This is a genomic window from Streptomyces pseudogriseolus (assembly GCA_002154585.1).
Lineage (GTDB): Bacteria > Actinomycetota > Actinomycetes > Streptomycetales > Streptomycetaceae > Streptomyces > Streptomyces pseudogriseolus.
The window spans coordinates 1-13,677 of sequence record MUNG01000297.1 but is presented as its reverse complement, the minus strand read 5'-3'; the positions used below and the strand labels follow the sequence as shown (position 1 = coordinate 13,677).

Below are 13,677 nucleotides of genomic sequence, written 5' to 3'. Positions count from 1 at the left end.
GTGGCCGCCCAGGTGGGCGTGGAGGGACTTCTCCGGGGAGGCGAAGGCGTCGAAGAGGGCCAGGGACGCCTCGCGGTCGTTGCCCTCGTCGTCCCACTGGAGCAGGACGTGCAGCGGCACCGTGACCTGCCGGGCCTCCTCGAGGATGACGCGCGGCACCAGGCTGCCCGCGAACAGCACCGCGGCCGTGATGCGCGGGTCCGTGACCGCCAGGCGGACGGCGACGGAGATCAGGCCGCCCGAGAAGCCGACCGGGCCGTCGATATCCGGGAGGGAGAGCAGGGCGTCCAGTGCGGTCCGCCATTCCGGGACCGCCGCGTCGACCAGGGGGAGGACGAGGGCGTCCACGAGGTCGTCGCCGACCGGTTCGCCCGCCCGCATCGCGCGGCGGAGGTCCTCGCGGGCCTGGTTCAGGGCGGGCCGGGCCGGGCGGTCGCCGCTGCCGGGGAGTTCGATCGTGGCGGACGCGAAACCGTCCGCCGCCGAGCGCCGGGCGCGGGACACCAGCCGGGGGTGCATGGCGCGCAGGCCGAGCGGCGGGTGGCCGAGCAGAATCAGAGGGACGGGCGCGGAAGCGGACGCCTCCGGGGGCGTCCAGAGGAGGCCCGGGATGCCGTCGAGGGTGAAGTGGCGTTCCAGGACGCCGTCGTCGAGACGGGTCTCGGAGGTGAAGTGCATGGTCGTGCCTTCCGGGAGTGCGCTGGGACGGCGCTCCCGGATGACCTGCCTGTCACCCGACCGTGACCCCGGAGGGGAGCACCCATGTCGTCGCTGCTGCGTTCACGGGTACCACCTCCTCGTCACCAGGCACGGCCGAGGACGGACGCTAGCAGCGTCCGTCCTCCGGCCACCACCCGATTTTCGTCCCGCCCCTCAGGACGGGCCCCTCAGCCCTTGCTGACCGCCATGACGATCTCCGGGAGGCGCGCCGCCGTCCGCGGGGCGGCCAGGCGGAGGCCGCCGAAGGTGAGCAGGGCGCCGTAGGCCGTCCCGGCGGGGAGGAGGAGCCAGCGGAGGTCCTGGCCCGCGTCGTCGAGGTTCAGCCAGAGGGTGAGGGCGATGACCGGGAGGCAGAGCAGGGCCGCCGCCATCATGCCGCCGAAGATGGAGATCCAGGCCAGGCCCACCTGACCGGGGGCCACGTTCTTGTAGCCCTCCTGCGGGACGGAGTACGGGAACCGCGCCGAGGTCCACGCCCCCGTGGCGAGCATCGCGCCGAGCAGCGCGAAGGACAGGCCGAGCGCCTCCGGCAGCCGCGTCCAGTCGTCCAGCATCGCCGTCGTCAGCACCGTGACGAGCGCGGCGTACGGGAGGGTGATCAGCAGCAGCGCCAGGGCGCGGGCGCGCAGTTCGGCGTAGGCGTCGCGGGCCGAGGAGATGGTCATCGCGACCATCCAGAACGCGGACGTGTCCTGCCCGAACTGGTTGTACATCTGGATGCCGAGCATCCCGGCCGCGAAGCAGGCGAAGTACACCGAGCCGGTGCCCTGCCAGGCGTTGAACACCGGCACGATCAGGCCGATCGCCAGCGACGTCACCCACGCGGCCTTCGTCTTCGGGTCGCGCCAGATGTAGCGCAGGCTGCGCTCCATCACAGTGCCGGTCCTGCCCGCCGGCAGCAGGCGCGCGAAGCCCGTGGAGGGGCGGTCGCGGACCGCGGAGTCGCCCGCGGCCTGGAGGGTGGAGCCGTCCGGCGCGGTCATCAGCCGGGTCAGGGTGCGCGACCACAGCGCGAGCAGCACCACGAGCGCCCCCGCGCTCACCGCCAGTCGCGCCACGGCGATCCCGTACGCCCCCTCGCCCGCCGCGTGCACGGCGCCGATCGCCGACGCGCCCGGCAGCCAGCCCAGCACGTCCGCGACCGGGTCGAGCTGGTCCAGGCCCCCCGAACCCAGCCGCTGCGCGCCGAAGTTGACCACCTGCGCGCCGATCGCGACGACCAGGCCGCTGAGCACCGCCAGGTCACGCCCCTTGCGGCTGGTCAGCAGCCGTACGTTCGCCGCGGCCACGGCCCGTGCCAGCGCCACGCACACCAGCAGCGCCAGCGGCACGGCGAGGACGCCCACCGCCCACGCCGCCGCGCCCCGGGCGACCGCGAACACCGAACCCACCAGCAGGCACACCGTGAACAGCGGCCCGATGCCCACCAGGGACGCCACCAGCAACGCCCGCACCAGCGGCCGCGGCCGCAGCGGCAGCATCACCAGACGGGTCGGGTCGAGCGTCTCGTCACCGCCGGGGAAGAACAGCGGCATCACCGCCCAGCCCAGCGCCAGCACCGCCACCAGCAGCACCACCAGCGACTCCACGCCGTCGACGCCGCGCAGCGCCACCAGCCCCAGCACCTGGAGCGCGGCGAACAGCAGAGTGACGACGGCGGAGGCGACCCAGGCGGCACGGCGGCCGCCGGACTGGCGCAGGCCGTTGCGCAGCAGGGAAAGCTTCAGCCGGACGACGACAGGGGTGAGGGCGGGCGCGCTCACCGGGCGCCGCCGCCCAGCCAGTCGAGGTCGGAGCCGGCGTCGCGGCTGTCCGCGCCGACGAGTTCGAGGAACGCCCGTTGCAGGGAGGGCGCGTCGCCGCGCACCTCGGCGAGCGGCCCGTGGGCGCGGATCCGGCCGGCGGCCATCACCGCCACCCAGTCGCACAGCGACTCCACCAGCTCCATGACGTGGGAGGAGAACACCACCGTCGCGCCGGAGGCGGTGTAACGCTCCAGGACGCCGCGGATGGTCTGTGCGGACACCGGGTCGACGCCCTCGAACGGCTCGTCCAGGAACAGCACTTCGGGGTTGTGCAGCAGGGCCGCGGCGAGGCCGATCTTCTTGCGCATGCCGGTGGAGTAGTCGACGACGAGCTTGTGCTGGGCGCCGGCCAGGTCGAGCACGTCGAGCAGCTGGGTGGCCCGCTTGTCGACCTCCTCGCCGGGCAGCCCGCGCAACCGGCCCGTGTAGGCCAGCAGTTCGCGCCCGGACAGCCGCTCGAAGAGGCGCAGTCCCTCCGGCAGCACACCGATCCGGGCCTTCACCTGCACCGGGTCCCGCCACACGTCGTGCCCGGCGATCTCGACGGTGCCGTCGTCCGGGCGGAGCAGCCCCGTCACCATGGACAGGGTGGTGGTCTTCCCGGCGCCGTTCGGCCCGACCAGACCGATGAACCGCCCCGCGGGCAGCTCCAGGTCGATCCCGCCGACGGCGACCTGCTCCCCGAACCGCTTCCACAACCCCTGCACGCGTACGGCGACTGCGCCCACCACGTCTCCCTCCGTCACCTCCGAGCCTACGGGGAGCGGACCACGGCAGGAGGGCACGGGGGGGCGGCCGGGACGGCGCCCCCGTCACCGGTCCCGGCCGCAGGCGTACGCCAGCGACGGCACCAGTTCCTCCGCGTCCGGCAGCCAGCGGTTCTCCCGGGTCGGCCGGCGCGCCCACTGCACGGCCCCGTGACGCCCGACGCGGGTCGGCGGCGCCGCTACGTACCCGCCCTCGCCCAGGACGGCCAGGTCGAGCGACGACGCCGTCCAGCCCAGGGTGCGCAGCAGATCCGGAAGCTTCGCCGCCGCTCCGGGCAGCACGAAGAACTCCGTGCGCCGGTACGGCGTCAGGGTCACCGGGCCGGGCGTGAGCCCCATCCGCTCGATCCGCGCCAGCGCCAGCAGTCCCGCCGTCTCCGGCACGGAGATCGCGTCGAACGCCCGCCCCGTGGGCAGCAGGACCGAGGCGCCGGGCTGCTTCTGCCACATCCGGCGCGCGGCGCTGGCGCTCCCGGTCGCCAGGTCCGCCCAGCCGGGCTCCGCCGGGTGCGCGCCGGGCGCGGGGCAGGCCGCGTCACCGCACGAGCAGACGTGCACCCCGTCGACGACCTCGGTCCAGGTGCCCGGCACCACGTCCCAGTGGCGCTCCTCGGCATAGCGCACGGCGGTGTCCAGCAGCGATTCCCCGCGCTGCTTCGGGATCTGTACGGCGTCGGCGCCCGCGATCGTCTCTTCCACGATGAACACAACTTCTGCTGTCACCAGGGGTTACGCCCCGCCGTGTGCGCGGGGGAGGGGCACCGGGCCCGCCGGCGGGGCGCATGGGTGCATCCATGGGGGCGCGCGGGGGGATCCGCCACCGCATCGGGGTAACCAGGAGGGGGGTCGGCAGCCGTCGATACCCCGGCAATTCTCACATGTCCCGCATTGTCGGTATGTCGACGGGGCATTGATCCTCCCGGCCGGACGTCTCGCCGGGACGACGTGAGACGTACGGCCGCGGACAACACGTCAACCCGGTGCGTGGGCAGGCACCGCAGCCTCAGGGGGTACGCCATGGCCGCAAGGCCGCTCGTCGCCCGGCAGCCGAACGAACGGCTGCAGGCGCTCATCCAGGAAGCCGGATGCTCCAACGCCGGACTGGCCCGCAGGGTCAACATGTGCGGCGCGGAGCACGGCCTCGACCTGCGCTACGACAAGACGTCGGTGGCCCGTTGGCTGCGCGGACAGCAGCCGCGGGGCCGGGCGCCGGCCGTCATCGCGGAGGCGCTGGGCCGCAAGCTGGGCCGCACGGTCACGATCGACGAGATCGGCATGGCCAACGGCAAGAACCTCGCGTCGGGGGTCGGCCTCCAGTTCTCGCCGACGGTACTGGGCGCCATCGAGCAGGTCTGCGAGCTGTGGCGCAGCGACGTGGGCCGGCGGGACTTCCTGTCCGGGTCGTCCGTCGCCGCCTCGGCGCTGGTGGAGCCCAGCCGGGACTGGCTGATCTCCGCGCCGGACGGCCAGGTCGCGCGCAACACCGGCCCGCGCGTGGGCCAGTCGGACGTGGCGGCGGTGCGGTCCATGACGGAGGCGCTGGTCGCGCTGGACCACCAGTACGGCAGCGGGCACGTCCGCCCGGTCGTGGTGCACTACCTCAACAGCGTGGTCTCGGGGATGCTGGCGGGGTCGTACCGCGAGGCGGTGGGGCGCGACCTGTTCGCCGCCGTCGCCCGGCTGACCGAACTGGCCGGGTACATGGCCGTCGACACCGGCCAACCGGGCCTGGCCCAGCGGTACTACATCCAGGCGCTGCGGCTCGCGCAGGCCGCGGGCGACCGCGGCTACGGCGGGTATGTGCTCGCCGCGTCCATGAGCCACCTCGCCGCACAGCTCGGAAACCCGCGGGAGATCGCCCAGTTGGCGCGCGCGGCACAGGAAGGCGCACGGGGGCGCGTGACACCGCGCGCGGAGGCCATGTTCCTCGCCGCGGAGGCCCGCGGACACGCGCTGATGGGCGACGCCCCGGCCGCGCACGCCGCCGCTGGGCGCGCGGTGAGCGCCCTGGAGTCCGCCGACCCGGACACGGGCGACGACCCGCCGTGGATCGCCCACTTCGACGAGGCCTATCTCGCCGACGAGTTGGCGCACTGCCACCGCGACCTCGGCCAGGCGGAGGCCGCCGCGCGGTACGCGCGGGACGCGCTGGACGGTCACCCGCCCACCCGCGCGCGGCGCCGGGCGATCGGCTATGTGCTGCTCGCCACCGCCCAGGTGCAGCAGCGCGAGATCGAACAGGCCTGTGCCACGGGCCTGAAGGCCGCCGAACTGCTGGGCGGGCTGCGCTCCAACCGGGGCGCGGAGTACCTGGACGACCTCCAGCAGCGCCTGGAGCCGTACCGGGAGGAGCCGGTGGTACGGGAGTTCGGGGCGCGGATGGAGCTCCAGACGGCGGCGTGACGTACGCGACACCGCGCACGGGCTCGGGACGGAGACGGGACGCAAGGGAAGGAGGGGACGTAAGCAGCGTGCGGTGACCTGGTTTTGTTACCGCGCTCACAGGGCAGGAGGTCCTGTTCTGTGCTGCGTGGCACCGGGCTCCGGGGACCCGGTAGCGTGAGCCGACGATTCACAAGGTCCCCCATTGGTAGGAGTCCCGGTGACGCAGAGTGGACAGGGCGAGGAGCCCTCGGCGCGCCAAGCGCGCGAAGGCATCGTGCTGCCCTCGGACGGTGGTGAGCCCCTGCTGCCGGGCATGACGTCCGGTCCGGTCGCGCCCGGCGGCACGGCAGGCCGGCCCGCCGGCGGGTTCCCCGCCTCGGCGCCGCCCGGCGGCTCGACCTGGGGGACTCCCTGGGGCCCCGAGCAGCAGTCCGCCGCCCCGTCCGCCGGCCAGGAGTGGCCGTCCGCGAACGACGGCCAGTGGCAGCAGCAGCCGCCCGCGCCCGCCTGGGACGCGGGTCAGCCGCAGGGCGGGCAGGGGCCCGGGCCGCTGCCGCCCGAGGGCGCGCCGTCCCAGGGCGGCTACCCGTCCGCGCACACCGGGCTCGACGCCTACGGACAGGGCGGCGCGCACGCCGGACAGCAGGGCGGCGGGTACGCCGGCACGGACGGCTACGGCCAGGCGGCCGCGTACCAGCAGCACGGCCAGCTGCCCCCGCAGAACGGCTACGGCGCCGCGCCCGGCGGCGGATACGGCTACCCGCCCGCCCACGGCGCCCCGATGCCGGCCCCCACGCCCGGCGTGGACGAGGGCGCCACCCAGGTCATACCGCCGGTCCCGGCGGGAGGCGCCGACGAGGGCGCGACCCAGTACATACCCCCGGCCGCCCCGGGCGCGCTGCCGCCCGAGATGCCCGCCGCGCACGACGCGGAGGCCACCCGGAACCTCGGCATCGCCCAGCAGCCGGCCGGCCCCGGACCGCTGCCCGGCAACCCGGACGCCGAGCCCACCCAGTTCATCGCCCCGGTCACCGACCAGGGCCCCCAGCCGTACGGCGCCGCCGCGCAGGGCGACGCGGGCCGGCAGCCGCCCGCCGAGTTCGACAACCTCTTCCGCAACGACGACGGCCCGGCCGGCGCCACCCAGCAGATGCCGCGCATGGACTACGGCCGCCCCGTCCGGACCGACCGCACCCCGCCCGGACCGCCCGCGCCGCCCGTCTCCGGCCACGGTCACGGCGGCGGACGCGGCGGTGGCGGCGGCAACGGCGGCCCGCGCTGGCCGCTGATCGCCGCGGTCGGCGTCGGCCTCGCGGTCGTCGGCGTCGGCGCCGGCGCGCTGCTCGGCAGCGGGGGCAAGGACGACGACGGCACCACCGACCAGCCGGTCTCCGCCACCGCGCCCGCGAGCACGGAGGCCTCGCAGTCGCCGGCCGCCGACCCGGCCCGGGAGCAGGCCGTCGAGCTGGACAAGCTGCTCGCGCACAGCGGCGACAGCCGCAGCAGCGTGATCAACGCCGTGGAGGACGTGAAGGCCTGCCGTGACCTCGGCGGGGCCGCGTCCGATCTGCGGGAGGCCGCGAAGCAGCGCAAGCAGCTCGTGACGGACCTGTCCCAGCTCTCCGTGGACAAGCTGCCGCAGCACGAGGCGCTGAGCGAGGCGCTGCGCAAGGCGTGGCAGGCGTCCGCCTCGGCCGACGACCACTACGCGAAGTGGGCGGAGCAGGCCAAGGGCAAGAAGGGCTGCAAGAAGGGGCAGGCGCGCTCCACCGAGCAGACCGCCGCGGGCAACCGGGAGAGCGGGACCGCCACCGAGCAGAAGAAGAAGGCCTCGGAGCTGTGGAACGTCATCGCCCGGCAGTACGGGCTGACCGAGCGGACCCCCACCCAGCTGTAGAGCCGGCCGCAGGGCGGCCCGCGCCCTGGCGGGGCGCCTAGAGGGCCGCGTCCTTCAAGGTGGCCGTCACGTCCGTGAAGCCGTCCGCGGCGGAGACGAGGCGGCCCTTCTCCACCTGCTGGAGGGTGACGTTCGCGTTGACCAGGCGGGGCAGGCCGATGGAGGCCAGGGTGTCCTGGAACTTCCAGCGGAGGGTCGGGGTCAGGTTGCCGGTGCTGATCTTCAGGCCGCCGTCCAGCGCGCCCGCCACGCTGTCCGCGGTGACCTCCCCGTCCCCGAGGGACTCCACGGCCTGGCGGAACACGGTGTAGGCGATCCACGTGGTCTGCACCCCGGCGTCCGCCGGGTCGATGCGGTTGTCGCCGAAGGCCTCCGCCCGGACGACCTCCTTCATCGGCTTCCAGCGCGCGTCGCCCGCCTCCGGGTACCAGCCGGTGACGTACGCCCCCTCGTACGGGCCGGACGCGCCGCCGGAGGCGTCCAGCACCGTCTGGTCGACGCTGCCGAGCACGGTCGCGGTGCGCACCTCGGGGTGGTCGCCGCGGACGCGCCGGAAGGAGTCCATGAAGGTGCCGGTGCGGTCGCCGAGCGCGGGCACCACACAGCCCTTCTCCCCGGCGCCGCCGGCGGCGTGCTCCAGCGCCCGCTCGGCGGCGTCGCCGTAGGAGGTGGCCGCCTCGGCGGCGCGCAGGTCCTCGGCCGGGTCGTGGCCGCCCGCCGCGAGACCGGAGTCCAGCAGCGGCGGGAGCTGGTCGCCGGCGATGGTGTCGGGCCGGACCAGCGCGACCGGGCCGCACGCGTCGGCCAGCGTCCGCCCGAGCCCGGCGAGCAGGGCCGGCTGCCCGCCGTTGACCGGATAGGACAGCGGGCTGGTGAACTCGTCGTGGGTGAGGCCGTAGCCGCCGATGTACGGGATGCCGGCGGCCTCCAGCGTGGGCAGGAAGGCGTCGCCGTGCTGGCTGTAGGAGCCGACCACGGCGACGGCGTTCTCCTCGACCGCGCGCCGGGCGCAGCGTGCCGCGGCCACCGCGTCGTCGCGTTCGTTGCAGGTCAGCACCTTCAGCCGGCGGCCGTCGATGCCGCCGTGGTCGTTCACCCAGCGGCCGTAGGCCTCGGCGAACGCGGGCATGCCGGGCTTGTTGGTCGCGCCGGTGTTCTCCGGCGCCCAGGTCATCACCGTGATCGTGTCGTCCTCGGAGCCCTGGGCGACCCCGGGGACGATCCCGCAGCCGGCGAGCAGCGCGGAACACGCGGCCAGCGCGCCTGCTGCCAGTGCGCCGGCGCGGGCGGGCCGGACGAGGGAGCGGGGGAGGACGGTGCTGGGGGTGCGTCGCCTGCCGGTCATGTCCCCGCACCATTCCCTCACATGGCGAACCGCGACGTGACGCTCGGTCGACGGAAGGTGACGCGGGGGTGAATTGCGGGGGCCCGTCGGGCGCGCCGAGGGCGGAAACGTACGATCGACGACCGTGCAAGGTTCGGAGAACTCTTCCCGTCGCGGCCGTCGCTCCTCCACCATGGGCGGCATGCCACTCAACGACATGCCGTGGTGGCGCTGGCGCAGCAATGTGCGCTCCGCGCTGCACATGCTCTCCGACCCCGCCTTCCAGCGGGACGTCTGGCTGGCCGGCGTGCCCGGCTACGGGGACGTCACCGACGCCGTGTACCGGCTGGTCGAGGACACCTGGCTGGACAACTGGTCCGCCGAGAAGTACGTCGGCACGATCTTCCGAGACTCGCAGGAGGCCGCGCTCGTCGACACCGCCGTGCTGCGTGTGCTGCGGATCATGCACCAGGTCGGTCCGGACGCCCCCGTCACCGCGTACATGGAGCACGAGGGCTGGCCGGAGGCGGTGCGCGCCGCGCGCGACGCGCACGTGCGGATGGCGGCGAGCGACGGCGACGACCCGGACGCGCCGCCCAGCACCCTCGAGGTGCTGCGCATCATGACCCGTTCCGCGTAGCGGGACGACCGGCCGGGCGCCGGCCCGGGTGTGCGACCCTTTTCCCCATGAGCGAGCAGTCCACCCGAGCCGCGGCACCGGCCGACCAGTACGTCCTCACCCTGTCGTGCCCCGACAAGCAGGGCATCGTGCACGCCGTGTCCAGCTACCTGTTCATGACCGGCTGCAACATCGAGGACAGCCAGCAGTTCGGCGACCACGACACGGGTCTGTTCTTCATGCGCGTCCACTTCTCCGCCGAGGCCCCGGTGTCGGTGGACAAGCTGCGGGCGAGCTTCGCGGCGATCGGCGACTCCTTCCAGATGGACTGGCAGCTCAACCGGGCCGACGAGAAGATGCGGATCCTGCTGATGGTCAGCAAGTTCGGGCACTGCCTGAACGACCTGCTGTTCCGCGCGCGGACCGGCGCGCTGCCCGTGGAGATCGCCGGGGTGGTGTCCAACCACACCGACTTCGCGGAGCTGGTGGCCTCGTACAACATCCCCTTCCACCACATCCCGGTGCCGAAGGACGGCAAGCCGGAGGCGGAGGCGCGGCTGCTGGAGATCGTGCGCGAGGAGGAGGTCGAACTCGTCGTCCTCGCCCGCTACATGCAGGTGCTCTCCGACGACCTGTGCAAGCAGCTGTCGGGGCGGATCATCAACATCCACCACTCCTTCCTGCCGAGCTTCAAGGGCGCGAAGCCGTACCACCAGGCGCATGCGCGGGGGGTGAAGCTGATCGGCGCGACCGCTCATTACGTCACCGCGGATCTCGACGAGGGGCCGATCATCGAGCAGGAGGTCGAGCGGGTGGGGCACGACGTCACGCCGGACCAGTTGGTCGCCGTCGGGCGGGACGTGGAGTGCCAGGCGCTGGCGCGGGCGGTGAAGTGGCATGCGGAGCGGAGGATTCTGCTGAACGGGCGCAGGACTGTGGTGTTCGCCTAAGAGGCGGGGCTTTTCCCGTCGCCGGCGGCTGCGGGCCGGTGGGGGCCGTTCGCGCAGTTCCCCGCGCCCCTTTGGGGCACGTTCACTGCAGCTCCCTCAGGGGCGCGGGGAACTGCGCGAGCAACCACGACGCACCCGCAGCCGCCGGCGATGCAAAGGGCCCCCTTACATCCTGCTCAAGCTCGCCGCAGCGAACAGCACATCCTTGATCGCCTCACGGTCCCCCTCCTGCCCGGCGGCAGCCTCCCGCGGCGGCACGTGACCGGCCGCCAACCTGCAGAACTCCGCCCCGTCCAGCGCGACATGCGCAACCTCGTGCTCCGCGGACCCCTTCGCCGCCGGCGAGTCCAGCGGGATCAGCCACTCCCCGCCGCCGGACCCCTCGATCTCCAGCCGCAGGCTGCGCCCCGGCTCCCCGGCCGCGACAAGCCGGCGTTCGACCGGCGCGGCCAGCCCGTGGTGGCGGCGGTTCTCCAGGACCAGGGGCAGCATCCGGGCCGCGAGGTCCACCATGTCGTGCAGATGGCGTCCGGAGGGCGGGTCGTAGGGGTAGTCCACCGCCTCGGCGATGTCCTCCCCGTGCACCCAGCACTCGAAGGCCCGGTCCAGCATGGCGTCGTGCAGCGGCAGCGCGAAGTCGCCGTAGGGGACGGGCATGCGGCCGGTGTCGCTGCCGGTGAAGCAGACCGTGCGGATCAGCCGGTGGCTCTGCTCGCGCCAGGGGCCCCGGACGGCCCGGGTGGGCGGGAAGCGGGCGGCCCGCCAGTACGCCTCGGTGCGGCCGGACGGGGTGGGCTGCTCGGGCTTGACGTCGCCGAGCGGGTCCTCCAGGCCGAGGGCGACCGCGACCAGTCCGTCCACGGTCAGCAGATGGGCGATGACCCCGGCGACGGTGGTGCGGCGGCTGCTCGCCTCGTCGCCCTCGTACCAGCGCAGCCGTACCGGCGCGTGCCACTCGTTGTCGCCGAAGTCCTGGAGCAGCGCGTCGAGCCGGGCGGTCTCGGTGTCGTAGGCGGCGGCCCACTCGGGGACCGGGACGCGCGGCGGGCGCCGTTCCAGGCAGGCCTCCAGGACGCGGGTGCGCAGGGCGGGGTTCAGGTCGAGGGTCTCGGGGCGCTGGAGCAGGCCGACGGCCTCGCGCAGCCGCAGCGCCTCGTCCGCGCAGGGCCCGCAGACGCCGAGGTGCTCCTCGACGGCGTCGGCCTCGGCGGGCGCGCAGGCGGCCAGCGCCCAGGCGCCCAGCAGCGACTTCAGTACCTGGTGCTCCGGCCCCGGGGGCAGCCCGTCGGGGCCGGGGGCGAGGGAGCCGCGGTCGTCGTACGGCCCGGGGCGGCGCCCGCTCACGCGGCACCTCCGATTCCGGGCGGTGCGCCGGGCGTCCCGGCGTCATGGGCGGTGGCGAGCAGCTGGAGGCCGAGACGCAGCCGGCGGCGGGCCTCCTCGTCGGTGACGCCGAGGTCGGCGGCGGTCCGGCGGTAGTCCCGGCGCTGGAAGTAGGCCAGTTCCAGCGCGGCGCGCAGGGGCGCGGGCATGGACTGGACGATGTAGTCGGCGCGGGCGGTCACCGTGGCGTGCCGGACCTTGCGCTCCAGGTCCTCGGTGGTGCCGGGGCCGCCCCGGGCGAGCGCGGCGGTCTCGGTGGTGCGCAGCCGCTGCACGGCCAGCCGGTTGGTCAGGGCGGCGAGCCAGCTGCGCAGCGGGCCCTGCCGGGGGTCGTAGGTGTCGGGGTGCTGCCAGACGTGGGCGAAGACGTCCCGGGTGACGGTGTCGGCCGCGCGTTCGTCACCGAGGACGCGGTGGGCGAGGCCGTGGACGAGGGACGCGAAGCGGTCGTAGAGCTCGCCGAGGGCGGCCGCCTCCCCGCGGGCGAGCCGCTGCTGCATCGTGCGGTCCCAGCGGGGTGGTACGTCTCTTCTGCGCATGCGGCCCCTCACCCCCTGTTCGTCCCGCGGCCCCCCGGGGTGGTCGGCGCCCGGGTCCGGCGTGTGACCGGCGACGCCACGAATGTAGTCGCCATGAACGTGCGCGCACGCCCCTTTGTGGCAATGTGCGCCCCTCGCGGAGCCTTCCGTGGTAGAGGGTCGCCCACGCAGGTCGCACGGCGTGTGCATGATGTCTGCCCCGACGCGTGTCGACAACAACCGATCGATTCGGATCGTTTGCGACCAGAACAAGCCCTTTCTGTTCGGAGACCGTTTTCAGGGCCGCGTTTCAGGGAACGGCCGCTGGGCAGCCGCGCAGCAAGGAAGCGTAGGCACTGCTTCCGTTTCGGCGAGCGAGGGGCGTGGTGGTGACCTTCACAGTGACCGACCAGGACAACGGCGCATGGGCCGTCCTCCGGGTTTCCGGCGAGCTGGACCTGGTGACCTCCCCGGTGCTGCGGCAGCGGGTGCACGACGTCGTGGCCGAGGGGCGGCACCGGCTCGTCCTCGATCTCTCCGAGGTGTGGTTCTGCGACTCCAGCGGGGTGGGCGTGCTCATCGCCTCCCGGCGGCTGCTGCGCTCCTGCCAGGGCCGGCTCCGGCTGATCCTGCCCGCGCGGGGCGCCGCCGACGGCAGCCACGTCAACAAGGTGCTCGGCGCGCTCGGGGTACGCCGGCTGTTCGAGGTCCATCCGGACGTGCCGTCCGCCGTCGACGAGGACGCCCGCCCGCTCTCGGCCTGAACCCGGCTCCCCCCTTCACCCCGCGGCCGCGCGTGTCCGCGCTCACACGTGTCACACGTGTGTCCCGGTGTTCCCCCGGTCCTGGTCCAAGCGCCGCTTTCCGGCTCCGCCGCGCCCCCGCACCCCGTACGCTCCCAGCGAGACGACCCCTCCGACCTAAGGCGGCCTGAAAAAGACATGGTCACCAGCGAGTACGAGCGCAGGATCGCGGCCCGCTTCGCCGGCTTCGACCAGGACGGCAACGGCTACATCGACCGCGAGGACTTCATGGCGGCGGCCAAGGCGCTGCTCGCCGAGTTCGGCACGGCGGCCCGCTCCGACAAGGGCCAGGCCCTGTACGTCGGGGCCGAGGCGTTCTGGCAGGGCATGGCGGGGATCGCCGACCGGGACGGCGACCAGCGCATCACGCGCGAGGAGTTCGTCAACGGCGCGGTGAAGCGGCTGCGGGACAACCCGGACCGGTTCGCCGAGATCGCCCGCCCCTTCCTGCACGCGGCGCTCGCCGTGGCGGGCGGGGACGCGGGCGCCGGCGGGGGCGCGAGTGC

13 protein-coding genes are annotated in these 13,677 nt (G+C 74.2%); 6 read left to right on the top strand and 7 right to left on the bottom strand.

The window, feature by feature from the left end:
• From CCN29_RS24235 to CCN29_RS24220, 4 genes are all read right to left on the bottom strand, one after another.
• Positions 1 to 678: dienelactone hydrolase family protein (locus tag CCN29_RS24235; protein ID WP_086684452.1), on the bottom strand; the 678-nt coding region annotated here is incomplete at its 3' end.
• Between the two features lie 209 nt (positions 679 to 887).
• Positions 888 to 2,483: a hypothetical protein gene (locus tag CCN29_RS24230; RefSeq protein ID WP_006134263.1), complete on the bottom strand. Its 1,596-nt coding sequence runs from the start codon at positions 2,481 to 2,483 to the stop codon at positions 888 to 890.
• Positions 2,480 to 3,271 (bottom strand): ABC transporter ATP-binding protein, encoded by a 792-nt coding sequence (locus CCN29_RS24225; RefSeq protein WP_037817412.1) that lies wholly within the window; start codon positions 3,269 to 3,271, stop codon positions 2,480 to 2,482. Before CCN29_RS24225 ends, CCN29_RS24230 begins: the two co-directional genes overlap by 4 nt.
• 66 nt (positions 3,272 to 3,337) lie before the next feature.
• Positions 3,338 to 4,000: a bifunctional DNA primase/polymerase gene (locus CCN29_RS24220; RefSeq protein ID WP_086684449.1), complete on the bottom strand. Its 663-nt coding sequence runs from the start codon at positions 3,998 to 4,000 to the stop codon at positions 3,338 to 3,340.
• A gap of 309 nt (positions 4,001 to 4,309) precedes the next feature.
• Between CCN29_RS24220 and CCN29_RS24215 the strand changes: the two genes are divergently transcribed.
• Both CCN29_RS24215 and CCN29_RS24210 read left to right on the top strand, forming a co-directional pair.
• Positions 4,310 to 5,695 (top strand): NsdA family TPR-like regulatory protein, encoded by a 1,386-nt coding sequence (locus CCN29_RS24215; RefSeq protein ID WP_006134266.1) that lies wholly within the window; start codon positions 4,310 to 4,312, stop codon positions 5,693 to 5,695.
• A gap of 199 nt (positions 5,696 to 5,894) precedes the next feature.
• Positions 5,895 to 7,574, top strand: coding sequence for a hypothetical protein (locus CCN29_RS24210; protein WP_031062477.1), 1,680 nt, complete (start codon positions 5,895 to 5,897; stop codon positions 7,572 to 7,574).
• Positions 7,575 to 7,611: 37 nt separating this feature from the next.
• On the opposite strand, the gene CCN29_RS24205 is transcribed toward CCN29_RS24210, so the two are convergent.
• Positions 7,612 to 8,919, bottom strand: coding sequence for an ABC transporter substrate-binding protein (locus CCN29_RS24205; RefSeq protein ID WP_086684446.1), 1,308 nt, complete (start codon positions 8,917 to 8,919; stop codon positions 7,612 to 7,614).
• 172 nt (positions 8,920 to 9,091) lie between these two features.
• Here CCN29_RS24205 and CCN29_RS24200 point away from each other — a divergent pair, with 172 nt between their 5' ends.
• Entirely contained in the window at positions 9,092 to 9,538 is a 447-nt protein-coding gene (locus tag CCN29_RS24200) for an SCO4402 family protein (protein ID WP_031021549.1), read from the top strand.
• A 47-nt stretch (positions 9,539 to 9,585) separates the two neighbouring features.
• Positions 9,586 to 10,467, top strand: a complete 882-nt coding sequence (gene purU / locus CCN29_RS24195) for a formyltetrahydrofolate deformylase (RefSeq protein WP_006134271.1) — start codon at positions 9,586 to 9,588, stop codon at positions 10,465 to 10,467.
• Between the two features lie 165 nt (positions 10,468 to 10,632).
• Here the strand turns inward: purU and CCN29_RS24190 are convergent, their stop codons facing one another.
• Both CCN29_RS24190 and CCN29_RS24185 read right to left on the bottom strand, forming a co-directional pair.
• Positions 10,633 to 11,811, bottom strand: a complete 1,179-nt coding sequence (locus tag CCN29_RS24190) for a maleylpyruvate isomerase N-terminal domain-containing protein (protein WP_031062476.1) — start codon at positions 11,809 to 11,811, stop codon at positions 10,633 to 10,635.
• A complete protein-coding gene (locus CCN29_RS24185; RefSeq protein WP_031021545.1) occupies positions 11,808 to 12,389 on the bottom strand; it encodes a sigma-70 family RNA polymerase sigma factor in 582 nt (193 codons plus the stop codon). Before CCN29_RS24185 ends, CCN29_RS24190 begins: the two co-directional genes overlap by 4 nt.
• Before the next feature lie 362 nt (positions 12,390 to 12,751).
• Here CCN29_RS24185 and CCN29_RS24180 point away from each other — a divergent pair, with 362 nt between their 5' ends.
• Together CCN29_RS24180 and CCN29_RS24175 are read left to right on the top strand one after the other, a co-directional pair.
• A complete protein-coding gene (locus tag CCN29_RS24180) occupies positions 12,752 to 13,132 on the top strand; it encodes an STAS domain-containing protein (RefSeq protein ID WP_006134274.1) in 381 nt (126 codons plus the stop codon).
• A gap of 177 nt (positions 13,133 to 13,309) precedes the next feature.
• Positions 13,310 to 13,677, top strand: a 368-nt coding sequence (locus tag CCN29_RS24175; RefSeq protein WP_107481729.1) for an EF-hand domain-containing protein, incomplete at its 3' end; no start/stop codon positions are given.

Coding starts and splice junctions, on each gene's coding strand:
- CCN29_RS24215 (WP_006134266.1), top strand. CDS start 4,310: ATGGCCGCAAGGCCGCTCGTCGCCCGGCAGCCGAACGAACGGCTGCAG.
- purU (WP_006134271.1), top strand. CDS start 9,586: ATGAGCGAGCAGTCCACCCGAGCCGCGGCACCGGCCGACCAGTACGTC.
- CCN29_RS24185 (WP_031021545.1), bottom strand. CDS start 12,389: ATGCGCAGAAGAGACGTACCACCCCGCTGGGACCGCACGATGCAGCAG.
- CCN29_RS24205 (WP_086684446.1), bottom strand. CDS start 8,919: ATGACCGGCAGGCGACGCACCCCCAGCACCGTCCTCCCCCGCTCCCTC.
- CCN29_RS24200 (WP_031021549.1), top strand. CDS start 9,092: ATGGGCGGCATGCCACTCAACGACATGCCGTGGTGGCGCTGGCGCAGC.